Below are 21,778 nucleotides of genomic sequence, written 5' to 3' on the forward strand. Positions count from 1 at the left end.
TCCCCAGATCAAGGCGTTTTGCGATCAGTTACGCGCCAGAGGCAAAAAGACCAAGGTCGCATTCATCGCCGGCATGCGCAAGCTGCTCACCCAACTCAACGCCATGATGCGGGATGCCATTCCCTGGAATCCCCCCAAAGCGTGATTTCTTGGGGCTTGCCCCTTGACCTTCAATACAGTTGCTTTCTTTGCCGCCGCAAAGAAAGTAGGTGCCGCCCCGCACAGGGGCAACCCAGGCATACCGACGCGGACACAAGTAAAGGCCAAAGGCCACCAGGCTTCCAGCATCCGCGCACGCGGCGCATGCGCGACGCCCCAATAGTCGAGCGCCGATTCGAGGCAGGTCAGGCCGCACAGGCGCTTGGCCCAGAAGCGATAGGCGTCGGCCTGGTGAAGCCGCTCGCCCGCCAGTGCGGGTCGTCGCACGGGTCGGCGCCGCGCTCGACTATGGGCGCCACCCAGTGCGCACTGCCCCACTGGCTGTAATACGGCACGCCTTCATGCCGCCATGTCCCGCCGTTGCGCACATCGTCCAAACGATACCCCTCGCCGGAGTAAGGTTGATCTTCCGCGCGCGAGCGCACGGCGTTCAAAATCGTGCATCTTCGCAGCCGAGCTGCCGTCCCCGCAATGCCGCGAATATCGCAAGCCATGTGTAAACGAAGCCGAATATACGCCGACATTCCCGTTATTTGGCGCCGGATTACATTTAGCTAAGATAGCGCCGTCGTTTGGCATTTTATGCGTTTAGAATATCGTGCTCCCGTGTGCGGCCCGCGCGAGGTCCGGTCAGACCGGCCTCACGGCGCCACGGCATGATCAATCACAAACTGAATCCACGAACCCCTCCTTTGAGCAGTATGTCGAACGTTGCATACACAACCGACTCGGCCTCGGTGGCGGAGCGCGTACGCGAGCTGATGAGCCGTCACGGCATCGGCAAGCGCCAGCAAACGACCGAGCTGTGCCGGATTCTTGAGCTGAGCTTTTCACAGGGGCACCGCAAGCTGCGCGGCAACAGTCCGTGGACGCTCGCGCAGATCAAGAAAGTGGCCGAAGCGTTCGGCGAACCCGCAGGCCAGCTGTTCGGCGCGCAGTTGCTCGACCCCGGCATGGTCGGCGCCAGCGCTCAGGAGGCGATGCTCTGCGTCAGCGCCGCCGAACTGCCCTGCACCGCGTGGATCGGCGCACCGGTCGAGGCGGGCAGCCGGCCCGACTTCGTCGCCTACGAAAAGCAGGGCCAATGGCGCGTGGTGCGCCCGGACGGCGCGCTCTACCAGAACGCGCGCGAAGTCCACAAGATCGAGATCTACCCGCGCCGCGCCGAGTCCGACAAGCCGCTCATCGCCGTCGTGGACGACGACCGCTCCTCCGCCGACAACTTGCGCGACTACCTCGAGCACAGCGGCTACACGGCACTCGCGCTCTACGGCCTCGCGGCGTTCAACGAAGCGCTCGAAAACAACGTGTTTGACGGCGTGGTGATCGACTGGCTGTTCGGCAGCCAGACCGCCGCCGAGGCGATCCGCAGCGTGCGCGCCTCGGAGAACCCCGATGCGCCCATCTTCGTGCTCACCGGCGAACTGCTGACCGGCAAGGCCAGCGAGTCGGAGATTAGCCAGGTCGTGCGCCACTACAACGTGGCCTGCTACGAAAAGCCGGCGCGCATGGCGATTCTGGTCGCCGATCTTTCGAAGCGGCTCAATCGCGGTTAGCGCCGCGCATTGCTCGCTCAACCCGCTCGCCCCGCTCAGCGCCCTTCCACGGCTTTCAGGCCGCTGCGCGCGGCGCGCTCAGCGCGCGCTGCAACGCCGTGCGCAGCACCTCGTAATGCACCGGCTTCGTGAGCCGGTCGAAGAACGGCGCACCCTCGGCGCCCGGCGTCTTGCCCGCATTATCCGGAAGCGCCGCCAGCCCCGCGACGTCTGCGCTCACCGCAATCACGCGCGGCTGCGCGAGCACGCCCCGCGCGGTTTCGAGCCCCGCCACGAAGTCGTAGCCGTCGCGGCCCGGCATGTGCAGGTCGAGCAGCACCACGTCGCACGCCTCGTGCGCGAGCAGCGCTAGCGCGCTGTCGGCGTCGCCGGCCGCGAGCGCGCGGTAGCCCATATGCGCGACCATCTCGCAGAGCGAATCGCGCACGAGCGGGTTGTCGTCGACGACGAGCACCTGCGGCAGCGCCCGCGCAGGCAGCGCCGCTTCAGCGACGGCCGCGGGCGCCGGCGGCTCGACCGGCGTGACGGGAATGCGCACGGTGAAGGTCGTGCCTTTACCCACGCGGCTTTGCGTCTCGATCGTGCCGCCGAACAGCTCGACGAGGCCGCGCACGATCGCGAGCCCCATCCCCGCGCCCTCGTAGCGCCGCGAGCGCGACGTGTCGAGCTGCGTGAACTCCTTGAAGATGAGCGGAATCTGGTCCGGCGCGACGCCAGGCCCGGTGTCGCCGACGACGATCACGAGCGTGTCGCCGCCAGCGGGCTTCGGCGCGCCCTCTTCGTCCTGCGATGGCCGCGAGACCCGCCCGGGCGCCTGCAGCCAGAATTCGAGCCGCACCTTGCCGCGCTCCGTGTAGCGGATCGCGTTCGTGACGAGGTTGCCGGCGATCTGGCGAATCCGATGCGGGTCGGCCACCACGCGCCGCTGCGGTCCCACCCAAGCATGCTCGAACACGAGCCCGCGCGAGCGCGCCGCCTGCTCGTTCTCGTCGACTATCGACTGCAGCAGTTCGCGCGGCTCGAACTCTTCCTGGCGCAATTCGAGCTTGCCCGCGCCGAGACGCGCGTAGTCGGTAAGATCCTTCATTTGCGCTTCGAGCTGGCGCGCGGCGGTTTCGAGGCGCTGGATCACCTTGCGGTCGGCTTCCGAATGCGAGTTGAAGCCAAGCAGCTCGATCGACGAGACGATCGCGTGCAGCGGCGTACGCAGTTCGTGGCTGATCATGCCGAGGAAGGCGTCCTTCGCCATGCTCGCCTCGCGCGCGGCTCGGCTCGCCTGGTGCTCGGCTTCGAGCGCCGCGCGCTGCTGGTGCAGCAGGCGCGTGCGCCGGTAGCCGTTCATCACGAGCAGCACGCCCGCCGCCGCCGAAAGCACGAGCAGCACGAGCCCCGAGGCGAACAGTTCGCGGCGTTTGGCGATGAAGTCGTGCCGGATCGCCTCGCGCTCGGTCACGTCGGCGAAACGCCGGTTCAGCGCGAGGTCGGTCACCTGGGTCCAGTGCAGGTCGAGCGCCATGAGCATCGGCACCGCGCGTTCGGGGTTGTCCGCAAGCGTCGCGATTTCGGCCTCGAATGGCGAGATCGTCGCGGCCAGAATGGCGAGGTCGGCGTCCTGGCGGCCCTTCAGGCCCGGCGTCGAGTCGAGGGAGAGCGTCGAGCCCTTCATCACGTTGAGCTTCGACTGCAGCACCTCGTAGCGCAGGCGCACTTTGTCGAGATCGCGGTCGATGCCGTCTGCGAACATCAGCAACTGGCTCTCGAAGCGCGCGTAGGCGATCTGGAGCTGCGCGGCGTCCCAGTACAGGCCGTCGTAATTGCCCGTGATGCGCTGCACGACCTGCGGATTGAGCAGGTTCGCGTAGAGCAGATAGCCGACCGCCACCACGGGCGGCGCGAGCGCCGCCATCCAGATGATCGCCTGCAGCAGGCGTCGCAAGGGACGTTGTATCACCCGCTACTCACCGCTTGATCGTCATCGACTTGATCTGCCACGCGAACTTCGAGTCGCCGGCCGCGCCGTCGAGCTCGAGCGGATGCTGGTCGCGTGGATAGATCAGAAACAACGGGCCGAAATTGCTCACCTTCAGGCGCTGGCCGTTCATCTCATAGGCGAGCACCACGCCATAGCGCGCGGCGTCCGCCACGGGCACGACACAGGTGTAGTCGTCGAGCGTATGGATCTCGATCTGGCTGCCGTCGGCGCCCACGGCCTTGAGCACGTCCGAAAGCAGCGGGCCCGTGAAGGTCGAGCGCGGAGTCCACGTCGTGGCCGTCGTGATCGAATGCGCGGGCAGCGCGAGCAGCTGCGCCTCGCTGAAGTGATACGCCGTGTGGGACGCGTCGTTGGTCACGCGCACCCCGCCATCGACGTCCAGCGAAAGCGAACCGGTAGATCCCGCCGCTTGCGCGGAAGGTGCAAAAAACGGCGCCGCGCCCGCGAGCGCCACCACGGCGGCGCAGTGCCGCCAGCCTGGCCATCCCATCTTATGCCACATCTTGCCCGAGCCCTTTCGCGCGATGATTCGCGTCGTTTTCGTGTGTCTTCGCGCGGCGCTACGTCGCGTTTTGCGGCCATGCGCCGCTTTTTCCTGCTGCGTTTCCCTCGTTTTCCTGCTCCCTCCACCCGCCATGCCAGCAGGCGCTGGTGAGCATAGGCATAATATCGTCAAACATTGTGCTGACAATAGCCGTCTTTTTCTCGTACACCGGCATCGGAAACGCGCGCCGCGCGGTTGCCGATTACGCGCTTCGTCACCCATTTCGCCCCATGGATAAACCTGTCGTTCCGCTCACCTACGAACAGCTCGATCACTGGGTCGAGTCGCTGCAACCGGCGCTGATCGCAGAGGAATTCGACCTCGTGGTCGGCATCCTGCGCGGCGGCGCGCCGCTCGCGCTCATGGTTTCGCACGCAACGGGTGCGGCTGTCGCGTTCCTGCGCTATGACCGCGCCACGCGCGAGGTGCGTTGGGATTCCACGCTGCCGCTGCCCGAACCGGGCTCGAAAGTGCTGCTCTGCGAGGACATCGCGGGGCGCGGCCATACGCTCGTGGACTGCATCGCGTTCCTGAGCGAGCACGGGCTCGTCGTGCGCACGCTCACCGGCGCCTACGACGACCTCAGCCGTTTGCGCCCCGATTATTCAATCGACGCGAGCGGCTATTTCGCGCTGTTCCCGTGGGAGCGCCAGGCCTATACCGACCGCTATCGCGCCGACTGGGTCCGCGACGGCAAAGGCGAAGGCACGCGCATGGCCGACGACCACGAGTACGCCGTCTACGCCATCGATCTCGACGGCGTCCTGCTGCCCGACATCCCGATTGCACGCTACGACGAAGACCTCGTCGCCGCGCTCGCCGAGCGCGACGAGCTGGTGCCGTTCGAGCGCCTGCCGGGCATCGACATCAAACGCACGCGCGCGATCATCACGGGGCGTCCGGAGATCGACCGCGAGCGGACGCTGGCCTGGCTCGACCGCCACGGCTTCGGGCACCTGGAACTGATCATGCGCACGCCGGACGCGCATGACGACACGGCCACGGCCGTGGCTGCTCACAAGGCCGCGGCGGCCATCCGCAGCGGCGTCACGCACTTCATCGAGAGCGATCCGGTGCAGGCCATCCTGATCGCCCAGACTGCGCCGCTCCTGCGCGTGATCTGGTGGAACGCCCAGGCGCGCACGGGCACGCTGATCGGCGCCTCGGCGTGGAGCTGAGCGAGCTCGCTCAGAAGCCGCCGCGCCGGCCCTCGATGAACCGCGCGGCGCGCGGCGACGCCACCACAATGAGCTTCATGGCCGCACGCGTCGCGCCGACAAAGAGTTTGCGCGCGGCGCGCTCGTCGAATGACTCGAACTGCACCTCGGTCAGGATCACGCACGGCGCGGACTGGCCCTTGAAGCGGTAGATCGAATCGAGCAGCACGTCGCCCTCGCGGTACTGCGGATTGCCGAACAGGTCGTACTGGCCGGTGAAACTGCGCAGCCGGTGCGGGCCGAGCTGATCGAGTGTCGCGAACAGCGAATGCTCGCGTCCGCGCCAGGAAAGCACGACGATGTCCTGCTTGCGAAAGCCGAGCGAAAGCGCCTGCGTAATCGCACGTTTCGTGGCCAGAACTACTCCGGGTTCCGCGCCCGGTCCGGTTTCATGCTCGTCCCAGCTCGCCACCGTCACCTCGGAGCCGTCGAACGGACTCCCCGCCGCGAGCTGCGCGATGGCGGGCACGGTCGGTCCGGCCACGTCGCGCAGGAATGCGAGGATGTCGCGCGGGCTGCGGTAGTTCGTGTTCTCGCGCAGCACGGTCCAGCCCGCCAGCGCGAGCGGCTCGCGCACGTACAGGTTCTGCAGCGGATCTTCGAGCCACCACCATGCTGCGCCCGGCCGCAGCAGACGCTCGAGCGCACCGACCCACGGCTCATTGAAGTCCTGCCCTTCGTCGACGATCAGCACGTCGAACTGCCAGCGTTCGGCAATCGGCATCTCGCCGAAGCGCCGCACGAGGTCCTCGAACGCGCCGGGGCTTCCGAATTCGGGGACGTGGCCGCCGTCGCGCGCTACCCAGTCGCAAAGCTGGTGATAGGTCGCCACTTTCGCCCCGGGCGGCGCGAGCTGCGCGATGTGATCCGCGAGCGGACGGTTGAAGCACACGTAGAGCGTGCGCGCGCCGCCCGCCACAGCGTCCTTCATGACCTGGACGGCCAGTTGCGTCTTGCCCGAGCCCGCCGTGCCCGTCACGCGCAGGCGGAACGGGGCGAATTCGAGCCGCCGCGCCCACGTGGCGAGGCCGCCCGCGAGCCGCGTGACGAGCGTGCCGGCCGCGCCGAGCAGCGCGCTGGTGTCAGGCGTGAGCGAAAGTTCGTCGGCGAGAAAGTGATGGATCTTGGCGGCGCACGGCAGGCGCGGCTCGTCGGCGGGCATGGCTTCGAGCACGATGGCGGCGAGCTGCGCCTTGCGCGTGGCGTCGACGATGCGCGCCGGATTCACTCCCGCGATGGCTGGCTCGCGCACCACGTGGTCGGGGCAGTAGAACAGCTCTTCGAGCACGTAGGTGCCCGCGCCGAACGACGCCGTAAAGCGCCGGTGCAGCCCTTCGACCGTGCGCGCGAGCGCGATCGCGACGTTGCGCTCGGTTTGCATGTACGCCTTGACGAGCCCGCCGGCCGTTTCGCGTAAAAAGCCGGTTTTCTGCTCGACAATCATCACGCGCCCGGCCGGGCTGACGATCACGAAATCGGCCTCGCCGAAGACAGAAAAGCCTTCGGAAAGCCGCGTCCAGTGCACGCCGTGATAGACGGTGTAGCCGTTCGGCAAACCGCGTGCGAGCGCGGCGAGCGTTTCGCGCTCGCGCGCGGCGGCGCCGGTGGCTTCGAGATGCTGCCAGTCGTCGGGGACAATGCGGGCCATGGGCGGGTCTCGGACGGATGGGGAGGTTCGTGGCGGCCGCACGGACAAGCGAGGGAGCGGTGCCGCACGAAGCGGGCGCGGCGACGGAACTCCCGGCGCCGCGCAGCGCCTATTCTACGAAATGCATGGCTGCACAAATAAACCACGCGAGAATCGTGTATTGTGGCGGCCTGCGCCAGGCTTGACCCTTTTTCCTCTTGCAAGGAGTACGCGCCAGATGATCACGATCTGGGGACGCGCCAATTCGGTGAATGTCCAGAAAGTCCTGTGGTGTTGCGATGAACTCGTGCTGCCGTTCCAGCGCATTGACGCGGGCGGCTCGTTCGGCCATCTCAACGAGTCTTCCTATCTCGCCATGAATCCGAACGGCAAAATCCCGACGATCACCGACGGCACGTTCGTGCTCTGGGAGTCGAACGCGATTCTGCGCTATCTGGCAATGGAGTACGGCCCTTCGAGCCTGCTGTACCCGACCGACCCGAAGGTGCGCGCCTCGATCGAGCGCTGGCTCGACTGGTCGATCGGCACGCTCGCGCCCGTCGAGCGTCCCGTGTTCCTCGCGCTCGTGCGCACGCCGCCCGAACAGCGCGACACGGCGAAGCTCGCGGCCGACTTCGATCAGCTGACCCCGCTTTGGAGGCTGCTCGACCACCATCTGCAAGGCCGCTTCTTCATGGAAAACGAGCGCTTCTCGCTCGCCGACATCGTGCTCGGCGCGTACGCGCGCCGCTGGTTCGGACTCGAAGGCGTGGAGCGCGAGCCGCTGCCGAATGTCGAGCGCTGGTATCAGCGCATCGCTCAGCGCCAGGGCTTCCGCAAGTACATCGATCTGCCGCTCACCTGAGCTTGCGCTCCATGGCGGCGCGGGCGGGCCGGCGGCGCGCCCCGTATAATCGCAAGGATGAAGACAGCAAAACCGTCCCCGGACGCCCCGGCCTTGCATAGCGACACGCACGGCGAGGCGCACGACCACGCACACGATCACGGCCACGCCCACTCGCATGACGGTGTAGAGGGTGCTCCGGTCGAGTCCGCCCTCGCGATGGCCGAGGCCTATTGCCGCCAGCGCGGCGAAAAGCTCACGCCGATCCGCCGCAAGGTGCTGGAGCTGCTGCTCGCCTCCGGACGCGCGACCAAGGCGTATTCGCTGCTCGACGAAATGCGCCAGATCCATCCGGGTTCGGCGCCGCCCACGGTCTATCGGGCGCTCGACTTTTTGCTGTCGGCGGGGCTCATCCACCGCATCGAGTCGATCAACGCGTTCGCCGTTTGCCACGACCTCACGCAGTGTCAGCACGGCATTCTCGTGGTGTGCCAGCAGTGCGGCAACGTCACCGAGCTGCACGAGCCCAAGCTGCGCCAGGCGTTGGTCGCGCAGATCGAGGCCGCGGGCTACCGGCTCGCCGGCGACGGCATCGAGCTCAAGGGTCTCTGCGCGCAATGCCAGGAGATTCAGGCCAATTCGGCCGACAAGGCTGCACAGCCGGGCGCCGCTGCGGCGCCGGAAGCCACCGCGCAGTCCTCGTCCGTGAGCTAACGGTTCTTGCCCGCCGATTAGCGCGGGCAACAGACCGGCCGCGCCGCATGCCGCGGCGCTTCAGTCCATCCGCACCCGCACCTTTGCCGCCGCGCTACGCGCGCGGCGTCACTACGGCTGGCGCGCGTCGATCGCATCGCTCAGCAGCGTCACCAGTTCTTCCGGCCGGGCCGGCTTGGTCATGAAGTGCTGGAAGCCTTCGCCGATGCTGCGCAAACGCCAGCTTTCGTCGGTATGGCCCGTGAGCGCGACCGCGACGGTCGGTGCGTGATCGCCGCGGATTTCGTAGTCGCGCAGGCGCTGGATCAGGTAGAAGCCGTCCATGGCCGGGAGGTCGAGATCGCAGACCACGGCGTCGGGGTGCAGGCTCAGGGCTGCTTCGACGCCGGTTTCGGCGTCTTCGACTGCCACGACATGCGCACCTTCCGCCTCGAGCAGCGAAGTCAGTGACGCCCGGCTGTGCGGGTCGTCTTCGACGAGGACGATGGTCGTCCGGTCGAGTTTGTGTACTGCGTTCATTGTGTTTGCTTACATGCCTTTCTGTCTGTCAGGCCGAGTGCCGCAAGGCTGCGAGCCCGGAGTCACGCCGGGCGCACGGCAACGCGGGCCGTCCTGATAGAGCAATCTTGATGCCGTCCGGTTCCTGCGTGCCTCGCGTGCGCCTATCCGCGCCGCGCACGATAGCCGCATCACAAGACAGCCCGATGACGGCCGCGCTCACGCTTTGCCGCCCTGTTTTTTGTCCTGCTTTGGGTCCTGCTTTGGGTCCTGTTTCTCGTCCTGCTTCGAGCCTTGTCCCGAAGCCGCGAGCCCCTTGGCTCTGCCGGTTTGTGCATAGGCTTCGAGTGCACGCTGGCGCGCCAGTTCGTGCTCGACGACAGGTTCCGGATAATTTTTGCCGAGGCGCACGCCCGCCGCATCGAGTTGCTGCGCGCTGGCCTTCCACGGCTGGTGCACGAGCGCATCGGGCAGGCCCGCAAGCTCGGGCACCCAGTGCCGCACATACGCGCCGCGCGGGTCGAACTTCTGGCCCTGCAGCACCGGATTGAAGATGCGGAAATACGGCGCGGCATCCACGCCCGAGCCCGCCACCCACTGCCAGTTGGCCGGATTGCTGGCCGGGTCGGCGTCGACGAGCGTGTCCCAGAACCAGGACTCGCCCGCGCGCCAGTCGATCAGCAGATGCTTGCTCAGAAACGACGCCACGACCATGCGCACGCGGTTGTGCATCCAGCCCGTGTGCCAAAGCTCGCGCATGCCGGCATCGACGAGCGGATAGCCGGTCAGCCCGCGCTGCCACGCTTTGAGGCCGGCGGCGTCCTTGCGCCACGGCATGGCGTCGAAAGCGGGACGCAGGTTGCGCGTTGTCAGATCGGCGTAGTGGAAGCGCTGGTAATGACAAAACTCCCGCCAGCCAAGCTCGCTCGCGAACTTTTCGGCGCTCGCGGCGCGGCGCGCCGAACCGCGTCCGTGCGCGTGCTGCGCCGCCTTGAGCGCCGCCCAGACCTGGCGCGGCGAAATCGCCCCGACGGCGAGATACGGGGAGAGGCGACTCGTGGCCGCGCCGCCGGGTTCATCGCGCTCGCCGGCGTAGTCGAGGTCTGTGGCGAGGAACGCGCGCAGGCGCTCCAGCGCGGCTTCCTCGCCCGCGGGCCAGGCCTCGCGCAAGCCGCCCGACCAGTCGGGCGCGTGTGGCGCGAGACCGAGCGCCTCGAGCCTGGATGCGCGCTGGGTAAGACGTGCTGGCAGCGATTGAAAAATCATCCGTTCGGGTTCGCCTTCCGGCGGCGGCGGATCGCCCATACGCAGGCAGGCGCGCCAATAGGCGCTAAACACGCGGAACGGCTCGCCGGACTGATTGAGCACCGTCCACGGCTCGTTGAGGAGCTGAGCGCTGAAGCTCTCGACAGTGACGCCGCGCTCGCGCAGCGAAGCTTTGAGGGCGCTATCGACCTCGCGGTGCGCCGCACCGTAGCGGCGGCTCCAGTACACGGCTTGCGCGCCGGTTTCCGTGACGAGGGCGTCGAGCGTCGCCGCTTCATCGCCCTGCAGGAGCAGCAGGCGGCCGCCGCGCGCAGCCAACGCCGCTTCGAGCGCGCGCAGCGATTCATGGCGCCACCAGCGCGCCGCCCCGCCCTGCGGGCGCTCGCCGGATGCGTTCGGATCGTGGATCCAGACGCAGATCAGCGGCAGGCCGCTCGCCGCGGCCTGCGCGAGCGCAGGCTGGTCGGCGAGCCGGAGATCGTCGCGAAACCAGACGATGGCAGGGGCTCGATGCGCAAAAGCGCGGGAAGAAGCGGAAGAATAAGGCAGACCGGACCTCGACCGGGAAACATTCGCGCGGCACAACGCATGGGCCATGCCGCAAAGGTCCCGCAGCGTACCACGGCGCACGCTGGCGACTAATCCGTATCAATGCCCGTATCACTGCCCGTTTCGACGCCTGCATCGGCGCGTGCGTCGAGGCGGCCTGGCCCCACGCCTTCGGTGATGAGCGCGACCGCATGCCGCGCGATGGCCTCGACGCCCACGTGAGGCTGCTGCGCGTCGCCGCGCCACATCTGGCTGGTGGCGAGCGGCAGCAATGTGAGGCCCATCAGCGACTGGAACAGCAGCGCAGGCTCCAGTGCCGCGTTGAGCCGGCCCTCGCGCTGCCACCGCGCAATTGCCGTGTGGGCCTCCTCCTGGTGCTCGCGTCCGAGGCGCTCGAGCATGCGCTGGCGCAGCACGCCGCCCTCGCTGATGACGTCGCGCACCCACAGCGGCGGAAACCACGGATTGTGCTGCCCCAACGCCACGAAGCGCTGCACCAGCGCGGTGAGCGCCGCCACGGGATCGTCGGGATGCTCCGCGAAGATGTCGCCAAGCGACTCGCGCAGCGGCACGAAACGCTCGTCGATCAGCACGTCGATCAGTTGATCGCGGGTCTTGAAGTAGTAGTGGACCATCGCCGGCGTCACGCCTGCCTCGCGGGCGATGGCGGCAAGCGAGGTGTCGAGGATGCCCTGGCGCGCGAACAGCGCAAGTGCGGCTTCGATCAGACGCGCGCGTTGCTCCGCCCCGCCCGCGCCGCCGCTCGGCCGGCCGGGACGGCGCGCCGCGGCGCGGCTTGGCGTGCCGCCTGCGCTGTCGCGGGTGGGTTCTGGCACTTTCATAGGCGTTCTATCGGTGGCGAAATGAATTTTGACCAACTGGAATAATTGTCCTAATATTAACCTCCGAATTAATTAATTTCAAGATAGACGGACACGATGAAACCCAGCACGAAACACCCTGTGCCCGCTACGGCGGGGCTCGGCGCTCACGCGAACGCAGCGACGCCGACGTCGGGCCCGGCGGCTGCCGATGTCGGCGGCCATCCGCGGGGCGGCCATCCGCCGATCCGGCTGCTGTTTCCGGCGCTGCTGCTCGTGATGCTGCTGGCCGCGCTCGACCAGACCATCGTCTCGACGGCGCTGCCCACCATCGTCGGCGAGCTGGGCGGCCTCGACCGGCTATCGTGGGTCGTCACGGCCTACCTGCTCACGTCAACGATCGTCGTGCCGCTCTATGGCAAGTTCGGCGACTTGTTCGGGCGCAAGATCGTGCTGCAGGCCGCCATCGTGATCTTCCTGATCGGTTCGGCGCTTTGCGGCGTGGCGCAGAACATGGAGCAGCTGATCGTGCTGCGCGCCCTGCAGGGCATCGGCGGCGGTGGCCTGATGGTCGTGACGATGGCCGCCATCGGCGACGTGATCCCGCCCGCGCAGCGCGGCAAGTACCAAGGTATGTTCGGCGGCGTGTTCGGCATCGCCACGGTGATCGGCCCGCTGCTCGGCGGCTTTCTGGTCGAGCATCTGTCGTGGCGCTGGATTTTCTACATCAACCTGCCGCTCGGCGCGATCGCGCTCGTGGTGATCGGCGCGGTGTTCAAGCCGCGGGCCTCGCACGTGAAGCACGTGATCGACTATATGGGCGCGGGCTGGCTGGCCGCCGCCCTCACCTGCCTGATCCTCTTCACGAGCGAGGGCGGCTCGCTGCTGCCGTGGACTTCACCTACGCTCTGGCTCACGCTGCTGCTCGGCATCGTCGCTGTGGCAGGCTTCATCCACGAGGAAAAGCACGCTGCCGAGCCCATCATCCCGCTCGAGCTCTTTCGCGAGCGCACCTTCGTGCTCGCGAGCCTGATCGGCTTCATCGTGGGCGTGTCGCTGTTCGGCTCGGTCACGTTCCTGCCGCTCTATCTGCAGGTGGTGAAGGGCTCGACGCCTTCGCAGGCCGGCATGCAGATGCTGCCGATGATGGGCGGCGTGCTCGTGATGTCGATCATCACGGGCCGCGTCATCAGCAAGATCGGCAAGTACCGCATGTTCCCGATCGTGGGCACGGCGCTCGTGGCCGTGGCGATGATGCTGCTCGCGCGCCTGCAGATCGATACGCCGATTCACCTCATGTATCTCTACATGGGCCTGCTCGGCTGTGGCCTCGGCATGGTGATGCAGGTGCTGATCCTCGCCGTGCAGAACGCCGTGGAGTTTCGCTACATGGGCGTGGCCACGTCGGGTGCGACGCTGTTCCGCTCGATCGGCGGCTCGGTGGGTGTGGCCGCGTTCGGCGCCGTGTTCTCGCATGGGCTGCACGCGCGGCTCGAAAAGGTGCTCACCGCCGACGTGGAACTGCCGCAGCCGCTCACGCCCGACGTGATCCACCACCTGCCGCCTACGCTCCACGCGCAGTATCTCGATGCGTTCGCTGGCGCGCTGCACACGGTTTATCTGTCGGCTGCCGTCGTGGTGGTGTTCTCGTTCGCGCTGTCGTGGCTGCTGCGCGACGTGCCGCTGCGCAAGCAGCATTGAGCGCATTTCCCATGCTTTTCGGTTCAAGGCGGCCGGCAGCCAGTCCATGTTCTACCGGTACGTGAGCGCGCTGTGCGCGATTTCGCTGATCGTCTCGTGGCGCATGCGCGGTCCTTCGAAGGAAGGCTATCTGTGATGCATAGGCGCGGCCGCTTCATGCCGGCTGCGCCACCCGCTCCATCGCACGCTGCAATGTTTCGTAGACCTTCGGACGATTGCACTGCGAAACATTGAAACGCAGAAAATCGCTCGCGCTGCGCGACACGCTGAACACATTGCCCGGCGCGAGCACCACGCCTTCCCCCAGCGCCTCGCGCGCGACCTGCGCGGCGTCGAGTCCGTCCGGGAGCTGCGCCCACACGAACAGTCCCGCCTGCGGCCGCGTCCACGCGCTCAGGCCAAGCGCCGAGAGCCGCCGCAGCGTTTCGCCCATCGCGTCGGCGAGCTTCGAGCGCAAGCCGTCCAGGTGCCGCCGATACGTGCCGTCGACGAGCAGGCGGTGCACGAGTTCCGCCACCATCTCCCCGTTGCCGAACGAGACCGCGAGCTTCAGATCCACGAGCGGCTCGATCCAGTCGGCGCGCGCCGCGATGAAACCGCAGCGCGCCGCCGCCGACATCGTCTTCGAGAAGCTGCCGATCGTCACGACGCGCGCGAGCCCGTCGAAGGCCGCGAGGCGCGGCGCGGGCTCGATCTCGAAGTCGGCGAAGATGTCGTCCTCAACGATCAGGAGGTCATGCTCCTCCGCGAGCTTGAGCAGGCGATGCGCGACGGCGGGCGCGAGCGTCGCGCCAGTGGGGTTGTGGACCGCCGAGTTCGTCACGTAAAGGCGCGGGCGCGAATCGGCCAGCGTGCGCTCGAACGCGGCGAGATCCGGGCCCGTCGGCGTATACGGCACGCCGACCACGCGCACGCGATGCGCGCGCAGCAGCGCCTGGAAATTGAAGTAGCACGGGTCGTCCACGAGCACGGTATCGCCCGGTTCCAGCAGAAAGCGGCACAGCAGGTCGAGGGCCTGGGTGCCCCCGTCGGTGAGCACGATCTGCTCCGGCGCGGCGTCCACGCCGTGCTGGCCGAGCCGCCATGCCAGTTGCTGGCGCAGCGCCGGCAGGCCGAGCGGCGACGCGTAATCGGTGAGCGGTGCGCGCGGGTCGCGTGCGAGAGCGCGCAGCGCGCGCCGCACGGCGTCCTGCGGCAGCCACGAGGCGGGCAGCCAGCCGCAGCCGGGCCGCAGCGCGTCGGCCTCGCTCTGCAGCGACTGGCGCGTGAGCCAAAGCGGGTCGATCTCGCGGTCGAGTTGCGGCCCGAGCGCGGCGAGCGCGAGCGGCGGCGCGTGTCCGGCCACGAAAAATCCGGCGCCGCGCCGCGCAACGAGCACGCCTTCGGCAACGAGGCGCTCGTAGGCCTCCACCACCGTCGAATTCGACACGCCAAGCTGCCCGCTCATCGCCCGGATGGACGGCACACGGGCGCCTGCGGCCAGCGAGCGCGCGGCAATGCGCTCGCGCAGCGCCTGCATCACCTGCTCGACGCGCGTCATGGGCAAGGCTTGCGTCCTCGATCTGTCTTTCATCTGTACTGCTCCGTGTTCAACACAGTTTGAACAAATTGTACTGTTCTGTAGCTTACCTTCCCGCGGCGGGACGCGCATCATCTGCGGATCGATCACCGATGTTTCCTCTTGCCAAAGCCCATGCGCAAAACGCTCGATTCCACCACCGACGGCTGGCTCTGCGGTCTCGCAGGCGTCCTCATCTTCAGCGGCTCGCTGCCCGCGACGCGACTCGCCGTGCTCGACCTCGACCCAGTGTTCCTCACCGTCGCGCGGGCGAGCATCGCGGGCGGGCTCGGCGTGCTGCTGCTCCTTGGGCTGCGCGCGGCGCGGCCGGCGCGCGCCGAGCTGTGGCCGCTCGTCATCGTCGCGCTCGGCGTGGTGGTGGGCTTCCCGCTCCTCACGGCGCTCGCGCTCCAGCGCGTGAGTTCGGCGCACGCCATCGTGTTCGTCGGCTTGCTGCCGCTCGCCACGGCCGTGTTCGGCGTGCTGCGTGCGGGCGAGCGTCCGCAGCCGGCCTTCTGGATCTTTTCCGCGGCGGGCAGCGCCGCCGTAGTGGCGTTCGCGCTGCGCCACGGCATCGACGCCTCGCCGCTCGGCGACGCGCTCATGCTCGGCGCGATCGTCGCGTGCGGGCTCGGCTATGCGGAAGGCGCGCGGCTCTCGCGGCGCCTCGGCGGCTGGCAGGTGATCTGCTGGGCGCTCGTGATCTCGCTGCCCGTAATGGCGCCGCTCGCGTGGTGGCTGCGGCCTGCGTCGTTCGCCGCGGTGGGCGCGGCCTCGTGGTGGGGGTTCGCCTATGTGTCGGTCTTCAGCATGCTGATCGGCTTCGTCTTCTGGTATCGCGGGCTCGCGCTCGGCGGCATTGCGGGCGTCGGGCAGCTGCAGTTGCTGCAGCCGTTCTTCGGCTTCGTGCTCGCTGCGCTCCTGCTGCACGAGTCCGTGCCGCCCGCGATGATTGCCGTCACCGCGGTGGTGATCGCGTGCGTGGCGGGCGCGCGGCGCTTCGGGCGCGCGGGCGGCGCTTCCCCTGTCGCGAATCGCGCGGGCACGCAGCGCGTCTAGGTCAGGATTTTTGGCGCGCTTCAAAAGGACGCCTGCGCAAGGCATAGTGAGGAACGCAAACCTCCTTCTCCTTTGCCTTCGCGCCTCGATCCAACCGATGAACCCACACTCCGACGCGCACGTGCGCGACGCCACTGCCGACGACTTTCCCGCCATCGCCGCGATCTACGCACACCACGTGCTGCACGGCACGGCGTCGTTCGAGGAGACGCCGCCCACGCTCGACGAACTCCTGCGTCGCCACGCCGCCGTGCGCGAGCACGGCCTGCCCTGGCTCGTCGCCGAGATCGACGGCCAGGTGGCGGGCTACTGCTACGCCACGCCCTACCGGCCGCGTCCGGCATACCGCTTCACGGTCGAAGATTCGATCTATATCGACGAGGCGTTTCGCGGCCGCGGACTCGGCCACACGCTGCTCAACGCACTGATCGAGCGTTGCGAGGCCGGCCCGTGGCGGCAGATGATCGCCGTGGTCGCCGACCCGCGCGGCGGCTCGCTCAAATTGCACGAGCGCCTGGGCTTCACGCTGACCGGCACGCTGCGCGGCGTCGGCTTCAAACACGGCGAGTGGCGCGACACCGCACTTATGCAGCGCACGCTCGGGCCGGGCGCGGACACACCGCCCAAGGTCTGACGCACGACGCTCAGCAGCATGGCGGCACGCCACACGCGCGCCGCCAGCGAAACGCCGCTCGTACAATACGTCCTTTCGCAACGGAGCCGGACCCACGGCTCCGCAGACAAGGACTGATTCGCCATGCAACCCCTCCTCGAACACCTGCACCCGTCCAACTGGGGCTTCCTGTGGGACGCGCTCTCCGCGCTCGCGCTGCGATTGTGCGCGGCCTTCGCGATCCTCTGGTTCGGTTGGTGGCTCTCCCGGCGCGTGGGCAACTGGATCAAGCGGCGAGGCGGCGGCATCGACCCCACGCTGCGCCCGATCGTGCGCGACACCGCCGTGTGGGGCGTGCGCCTCGTCGCCGTGATCGGCGCTCTCTCGCAAATCGGCATCCAGACCGCCAGCATCGTCGCGGTGCTCGGCGCGGCCGGTCTCGCCATCGGTCTCGCGCTGCAAGGCACGCTGCAGAACATCGCGGCCGGCATCATGCTGTTGCTGCTGCGGCCGTTCAAGGTGGGCGACTATATCGATGGCAGCGCCGGCGCCAGCGTCGCGGGCACCGTCGAGGAAGTGAACCTCTTCACTACACGCCTCACGAAACCGGACGGCATCTGCGAATACGTGCCGAACAGCGCGCTGTGGAGCAATTCGATCCGCAACTACAGCCGCAATCCCACGCGCCGGCTCGACCTCGAAGTGGAAGTGTCGGTGCGCGACGACGTGAACCGCGCCATCGACGCATTGCGCACGCTCGCCGCCGCCGACCCGCGCGTGCTGGCCTCGCCCGCGCCGCAGGTGATGGTGACGCGTTTCGACGACAGCACCGCCGTGCTCAATGTGCGCGTGTGGTCGAACATCGACACCTTCTGGGAGATGCGCTGGGAGCTGTCGCGCAAGGTCCGCCAGGTGCTCAATGACGCGCACTGCTCGCTGCCCCTGCGCACGCGCGAGCTGCACATCGTGCAGACGCAACCGGCGGAACCCGAGCAACCGACACAACCGACGCAACACGCGCAGCAATGAGCGCGTACGCGCGCCGCCTGCGCGGCTACGCCAGAGGGCTCGTGCCGCACGGCTACCTGGCCGTGCTGCTGGTGATCGACGGCCTGCTGCTGGTGCGCCCGGTCGCGCAGAAAGCGCTCGAACACGCGCGCGGCAACTGGTTCGACGACTGGATCACGCTCATCAACGCGTTCGGCGTGCTCGCGCTGCCCCAGGCGCTCGTCGCGACCGGCCTCACGATGATGTCGTTCGGCATCGCGCTGCGGGCGCGCGTGGCTTGGGTGCTTTCACTGGTGCTGCTCGCCGGCGCAGCCAGCATCTGTCTGTGGGGCGACTATCGCAGCCACGCGCTCGCCGGCTTCTCGCTCGCACTGGCCTGCGCACTGATCTACTACTGGCGCCGCTTCGATCGCGCGAGCGTCGCCGCAGGCTCGCTGTTCGCATTCCTGAGCATTGGCTCGTTGGTCGTCTACGCGGTGTTCGGCTCGCTGTATCTCGGCGACGACTTCGACCCGCCTATCCGCAACCTCGTCACGGCGTTCTACTTCTCGATCGTGTCGATGTCCACGGTCGGCTACGGCGATATCGTGCCGCGCTCGGACACCGCGCGGCTCTTTACGGCTTCGATCATCGTGCTCGGCATCACCGTGTTCGCGACGTCGATCAGCGCTGTGATCGGGCCCGTGATCGGCGGCCATTTGAAACGCATCGTGAAGGGAGGCATTTCCAACGTGACCCGCAAGAACCACTATTTGATCGTCGGTGCGTCGCCGCTCGCACATAGCGTGTACGCAGGGCTCCTCAAGCGCGGCTACGCGGCGACCGTGATCGTCGCGCCGAATATTCCGCACAACTATCCACCGGAGGCCGATCTCATCGTCGGCGATGCGAGCGACACCGCCACGCTGCACAACGCGGGCGCGGAAACCGCGCTCGCCGCGCTCGCGCTGCGCTCGGACGACGCCGAGAATGCCTTCGTGATTCTCGCCATCAAGGAGATCGCGCCGAAGGTGCGCACCGTGGCGCTCGTCAACGACAGCCGCAACCTGCAGCGGCTGCGCCTGTTGCAGCCGGATATGGTGTTTTCGCCGCAACTGCTCGCGGGCGAACTGCTCGCTCGCACGCTGAACAACGAAACCATCGACAACACGCTGGTCGAACAACTGCTGTTCGGCAAGAGCCCAGGCGGCGCGGTGTAAGCGTGGTGTCGCCGCGTGCTATCGGTCCGGCGGCGGCAGACGCCGGAACAGCGTCGGATAGTCGATCACGAGCCCATCTTCATCCACGCGCAGGTTCGCCGTGAAGTCGCGAAAGATGCCTTCGTAGCGATACTCGCGGTCGCGCTCGATGCACACATAGGCCTGCTCGACAGGCTTGGGCTCCAGTTCGGGCGCGGCGATGTACACCACACGGATCGGCTGGCGCTCGCCGCGCGCGAGGCCCAGACGCCGGATCGGCAGCGTGTTCGTGTACGGCGTCGCGGCGATGTCGATGTCGATGCAGCCGTCGAGCGCCTCCAGTGCGCGCCCCTCGCCGTCGGTCCAGTGGCCCTTGCCGTCGCTGTGGAGCACGAGCGAGCCGCCGCCCATCACGCGAAACGCCGCCCAGCGCACGCGCCAGTGCGCGTCGCACTCGATGGCGTAGCACAGGCCATAGGACTTGCCGTAGCGCTCGCCGATGACCACGCTTTCCGCGCGGATCGTGTCGCCTTTTTCGCCAAACTTCGGGCCGCAATGCGCATCGAACGCCAGATGCTCGATACCCTCGCCCGTCTCGGATGCCCAACGCACTTCACGCATCGTTCGCCTCCCATCCAGACTGTCTCTGGATAATCATGACAACCGCCTTGCGCGTATCGTAACCCGTCAACAAATAGCGACTATCAACCCACGCGCATGCGCGAGGCGGTCCGCATCCCCTATGCTCGCACTCTGGCCGGCCCTGCGCCTCGCACGGGGGCCGCACCGGCCCGCACCCGCCCGCCACGCCTTCGCCATGTCCGCCCGATTTTGCGCCGCTTCCGGCGCCACCGCCCGTACCGCCGATACCGCCGCCGTCGGTGCCCTTTTGCGCAGCCTCGGCCAGATCGTGCTGCAGGCGCATGCGGGAACGGGCGCGTGCCTGCTCGCGGCGCTCGCGCTCACCGACTGGCGGCTGGCTCTCGCCGCCCTGCTCGGCGCGGCGGCTGCCAATGTCTGCGCGGTCGTGGCAGGCCATGCAGACGCGGCGATCCGCGACGGCCTCGCCGGCTACAACGGCGCACTCGCCGCGCTCGCGGCGTTCACCTTCGTCGGCGATGCGCGCACGGCAGCCGCGCTTGCCCTCATCGCGGGCGGCGCGAGCGCGTGGATCGCCGGGCCGTTGGACCGCCGCCTCGCGCGCGCCCGGCTCGGGCTGTATTCCGTCCCCTGCCTCATCGCGACCTGGATCTGGCTGCCGCTGCACCCGGGCAGCGCTCCCGTCGCCAGCGCAATCGCCGCAGCCCCGCTGGCCCCGCGCGGCACACCGCTCGCCGCGGCCGCACACGCCGCCGCCGGCGTGTTGAGCGGCCTCGCGCAGACCACCTTTGCCTCGGACGCAGCGGCGGGCCTGTGCGTGCTCGCTGGCCTCGCCTGGTCGTCGCGGCGCGCGGCCGCCTATGCGCTCGGCGGCGCGGCGCTCGCGAGCACGCTCGAACTCGCGTGCGGCGCGAGCCCGGACGCCTTCGGCGCGGGCCTCGCCGGCTTCAACGGCGCGCTTGCCGCGCTCGCGGTCTGCGCGCTCGGCACGCGCGCCGCGATCTGTGCGACCATGCTCGCCGCGGCCGTGCATCTGGCCGCCGTGCGCTGCGGACTGCCCGCGCTGACCGCGCCGTTCGTGCTGGCAAGCTGGAGTGTGCACGCGGCGGCGCGACGCCTGCGCCCTGCGTCATCCACGCCGCCTGAAGAGCCCATCGTCCGCTGAAGGAATCGCCATGTCTTTCGCCCATCGCCCGACGAGCACCTGCGCCGAGACCGCGCCGCGCTCCGCCGCCGAGCAGCAACTGCGCGTCGATCTCGCCGCCGCTTACCGCCTCATCGCACTCAACGGCTGGGACGACCTGATCTACACGCATGTTTCCGCCGCCGTACCGGGCGAGGCGGGCCGCTTTCTAATCAATCCGTTCGGCCTCGCCTTCGACGAAGTGCGTGCCTCGAACCTCGTGAAGATCGACACCGAAGGCCGTATCGTCGGCGCAAGCGAGCACCCCGTGAACGCCACCGGCTTCGCGCTGCACGCGGCCGTGCATCTTGCGCGGCCCGACGCCGTGTGCGTGATGCATCTGCACAATACGGCGGGCATTGCCGTATCGATCCAGCGCGACGGCCTCCTGCCCGCCTCGCAGCACGCGCTGCGTTTTTACGGCCAGCTCGCGTGGCACGACTATGAAGGCCTCGCCTTCACGCCTGCCGAAGGCACGCGCCTCACGGCAAGCCTCGGCGCGCACCCGGCCATGCTGCTGCGCAATCACGGCACGCTCACCACCGGCCGCACAGTGGCCGAAGCCTACGTGCTGATGGCGACGCTCATCAAGGCCTGCGAAATCCAGCTGCAGGCGCAGGCCGGCGGCGCGCCGCTCGTCGTGCCGCCGCCCGGGGTAGCCGAACGCACGGCCGAGCAGTTGCGCGACGGCGGCGCGATCGAAGGCGTGCTCGAATGGCCCGCGCTGTTGCGCAAGCTCGATCGCATCGATTCGTCGTACCGCGACTGATCGCGCCCATCCATCGCTTCACTCACTTTCTCAAGGAGACCCGCATGCCGACATTCCACATCGAAATGTTCGAAGGACGCAGCGTCGAACAAAAACGCCAGCTCGCCGCCGCCCTGACCGAGACCACCTGCAAGGTGCTCGGCGTCGAGCCGCAATCCGTCGACATCATCTTCCACGACGTGAAGCCGGAAAACTGGGCGACGGCCGGCAAGCTGTGGAGCGATCCGCGCTGACGCCATTTCCATCGCATTCCTGATCTTTTCCGCCTGGCGCCGTACGCGTCGCTCGCGCCGCCAGGCGCGCCTGAACTCTCCCCCGCAC

The 21,778-nt window shown here is 68.0% G+C and carries 20 protein-coding genes and 1 pseudogene; 12 read left to right on the plus strand and 9 right to left on the minus strand.

Annotated elements, in window-relative coordinates; all coding sequences use genetic code 11:
- Positions 1-279: 279 nt before the first annotated feature.
- A pseudogene (locus tag M3I53_RS30425) lies at positions 280-527 on the minus strand (hypothetical protein); the annotation flags it as partial.
- Positions 528-860: 333 nt separating this feature from the next.
- On the opposite strand from M3I53_RS30425, the gene M3I53_RS30430 reads away from it, so the two are divergent.
- Positions 861-1,715 (plus strand): helix-turn-helix domain-containing protein, encoded by an 855-nt coding sequence (locus tag M3I53_RS30430; protein ID WP_254319511.1) that lies wholly within the window; start codon positions 861-863, stop codon positions 1,713-1,715.
- A 55-nt stretch (positions 1,716-1,770) separates the two neighbouring features.
- On the opposite strand, the gene M3I53_RS30435 is transcribed toward M3I53_RS30430, so the two are convergent.
- Together M3I53_RS30435 and M3I53_RS30440 are read right to left on the minus strand one after the other, a co-directional pair.
- On the minus strand, positions 1,771-3,621 hold the full coding sequence (locus M3I53_RS30435) for an ATP-binding protein (protein WP_254319587.1): 1,851 nt from the start codon (positions 3,619-3,621) through the stop codon (positions 1,771-1,773).
- A gap of 52 nt (positions 3,622-3,673) precedes the next feature.
- A complete protein-coding gene (locus tag M3I53_RS30440) occupies positions 3,674-4,210 on the minus strand; it encodes a molybdopterin-dependent oxidoreductase (protein WP_254319512.1) in 537 nt (178 codons plus the stop codon).
- A gap of 272 nt (positions 4,211-4,482) precedes the next feature.
- On the opposite strand from M3I53_RS30440, the gene M3I53_RS30445 reads away from it, so the two are divergent.
- Positions 4,483-5,430, plus strand: coding sequence for a phosphoribosyltransferase (locus M3I53_RS30445; RefSeq protein ID WP_254319513.1), 948 nt, complete (start codon positions 4,483-4,485; stop codon positions 5,428-5,430).
- Between the two features lie 10 nt (positions 5,431-5,440).
- Here the strand turns inward: M3I53_RS30445 and M3I53_RS30450 are convergent, their stop codons facing one another.
- Positions 5,441-7,117, minus strand: coding sequence for an ATP-dependent helicase (locus tag M3I53_RS30450; RefSeq protein ID WP_254319514.1), 1,677 nt, complete (start codon positions 7,115-7,117; stop codon positions 5,441-5,443).
- Positions 7,118-7,334: 217 nt separating this feature from the next.
- Here M3I53_RS30450 and M3I53_RS30455 point away from each other — a divergent pair, with 217 nt between their 5' ends.
- Entirely contained in the window at positions 7,335-7,961 is a 627-nt protein-coding gene (locus M3I53_RS30455; protein WP_254319515.1) for a glutathione S-transferase family protein, read from the plus strand.
- Between the two features lie 57 nt (positions 7,962-8,018).
- Positions 8,019-8,654, plus strand: a complete 636-nt coding sequence (locus tag M3I53_RS30460) for a Fur family transcriptional regulator (protein WP_254319517.1) — start codon at positions 8,019-8,021, stop codon at positions 8,652-8,654.
- A 111-nt stretch (positions 8,655-8,765) separates the two neighbouring features.
- Here M3I53_RS30460 and M3I53_RS30465 read toward each other — a convergent pair whose 3' ends face one another.
- From M3I53_RS30465 to M3I53_RS30475, 3 genes are all read right to left on the minus strand, one after another.
- Positions 8,766-9,173 (minus strand): response regulator, encoded by a 408-nt coding sequence (locus tag M3I53_RS30465; protein WP_254319519.1) that lies wholly within the window; start codon positions 9,171-9,173, stop codon positions 8,766-8,768.
- A gap of 198 nt (positions 9,174-9,371) precedes the next feature.
- Positions 9,372-11,015 (minus strand): deoxyribodipyrimidine photo-lyase, encoded by a 1,644-nt coding sequence (locus tag M3I53_RS30470; protein WP_254319520.1) that lies wholly within the window; start codon positions 11,013-11,015, stop codon positions 9,372-9,374.
- A gap of 41 nt (positions 11,016-11,056) precedes the next feature.
- Complete coding sequence (locus M3I53_RS30475) at positions 11,057-11,809, minus strand: TetR/AcrR family transcriptional regulator (protein ID WP_254319521.1); 753 nt, start codon at positions 11,807-11,809, stop codon at positions 11,057-11,059.
- A gap of 96 nt (positions 11,810-11,905) precedes the next feature.
- Here M3I53_RS30475 and M3I53_RS30480 point away from each other — a divergent pair, with 96 nt between their 5' ends.
- Positions 11,906-13,489, plus strand: a complete 1,584-nt coding sequence (locus tag M3I53_RS30480) for an MDR family MFS transporter (RefSeq protein WP_254319522.1) — start codon at positions 11,906-11,908, stop codon at positions 13,487-13,489.
- A 154-nt stretch (positions 13,490-13,643) separates the two neighbouring features.
- Here M3I53_RS30480 and M3I53_RS30485 read toward each other — a convergent pair whose 3' ends face one another.
- On the minus strand, positions 13,644-15,062 hold the full coding sequence (locus M3I53_RS30485) for a PLP-dependent aminotransferase family protein (RefSeq protein ID WP_254319524.1): 1,419 nt from the start codon (positions 15,060-15,062) through the stop codon (positions 13,644-13,646).
- A 120-nt stretch (positions 15,063-15,182) separates the two neighbouring features.
- On the opposite strand from M3I53_RS30485, the gene M3I53_RS30490 reads away from it, so the two are divergent.
- The 4 genes from M3I53_RS30490 (at position 15,183) to kch (ending at position 18,926) form a co-directional block, all read left to right on the plus strand.
- Positions 15,183-16,106, plus strand: coding sequence for a DMT family transporter (locus tag M3I53_RS30490; RefSeq protein ID WP_254319588.1), 924 nt, complete (start codon positions 15,183-15,185; stop codon positions 16,104-16,106).
- 97 nt (positions 16,107-16,203) lie between these two features.
- Entirely contained in the window at positions 16,204-16,740 is a 537-nt protein-coding gene (locus M3I53_RS30495) for a GNAT family N-acetyltransferase (protein ID WP_254319526.1), read from the plus strand.
- A 123-nt stretch (positions 16,741-16,863) separates the two neighbouring features.
- A complete protein-coding gene (locus M3I53_RS30500; RefSeq protein WP_254319528.1) occupies positions 16,864-17,748 on the plus strand; it encodes a mechanosensitive ion channel family protein in 885 nt (294 codons plus the stop codon).
- Positions 17,745-18,926, plus strand: coding sequence for a voltage-gated potassium channel protein (gene kch / locus M3I53_RS30505; protein WP_254319529.1), 1,182 nt, complete (start codon positions 17,745-17,747; stop codon positions 18,924-18,926). The genes M3I53_RS30500 and kch overlap by 4 nt, the downstream gene beginning before the upstream one ends.
- An 18-nt stretch (positions 18,927-18,944) precedes the next feature.
- Here kch and M3I53_RS30510 read toward each other — a convergent pair whose 3' ends face one another.
- A complete protein-coding gene (locus M3I53_RS30510; protein WP_254319531.1) occupies positions 18,945-19,526 on the minus strand; it encodes a putative glycolipid-binding domain-containing protein in 582 nt (193 codons plus the stop codon).
- A gap of 196 nt (positions 19,527-19,722) precedes the next feature.
- Here M3I53_RS30510 and M3I53_RS30515 point away from each other — a divergent pair, with 196 nt between their 5' ends.
- The 3 genes from M3I53_RS30515 to M3I53_RS30525 are packed head-to-tail and all read left to right on the plus strand — an operon-like array spanning position 19,723 to position 21,690.
- Entirely contained in the window at positions 19,723-20,670 is a 948-nt protein-coding gene (locus tag M3I53_RS30515; protein ID WP_254319532.1) for an urea transporter, read from the plus strand.
- Between the two features lie 10 nt (positions 20,671-20,680).
- Complete coding sequence (locus M3I53_RS30520; RefSeq protein WP_254319534.1) at positions 20,681-21,457, plus strand: class II aldolase/adducin family protein; 777 nt, start codon at positions 20,681-20,683, stop codon at positions 21,455-21,457.
- Positions 21,403-21,690: a 4-oxalocrotonate tautomerase gene (locus tag M3I53_RS30525; RefSeq protein WP_302057899.1), complete on the plus strand. Its 288-nt coding sequence runs from the start codon at positions 21,403-21,405 to the stop codon at positions 21,688-21,690. Before M3I53_RS30520 ends, M3I53_RS30525 begins: the two co-directional genes overlap by 55 nt.
- Positions 21,691-21,778: the final 88 nt, after the last annotated feature.

Source organism: Paraburkholderia sp. CNPSo 3272 (assembly GCF_024206495.1).
Classification (GTDB): domain Bacteria; phylum Pseudomonadota; class Gammaproteobacteria; order Burkholderiales; family Burkholderiaceae; genus Paraburkholderia.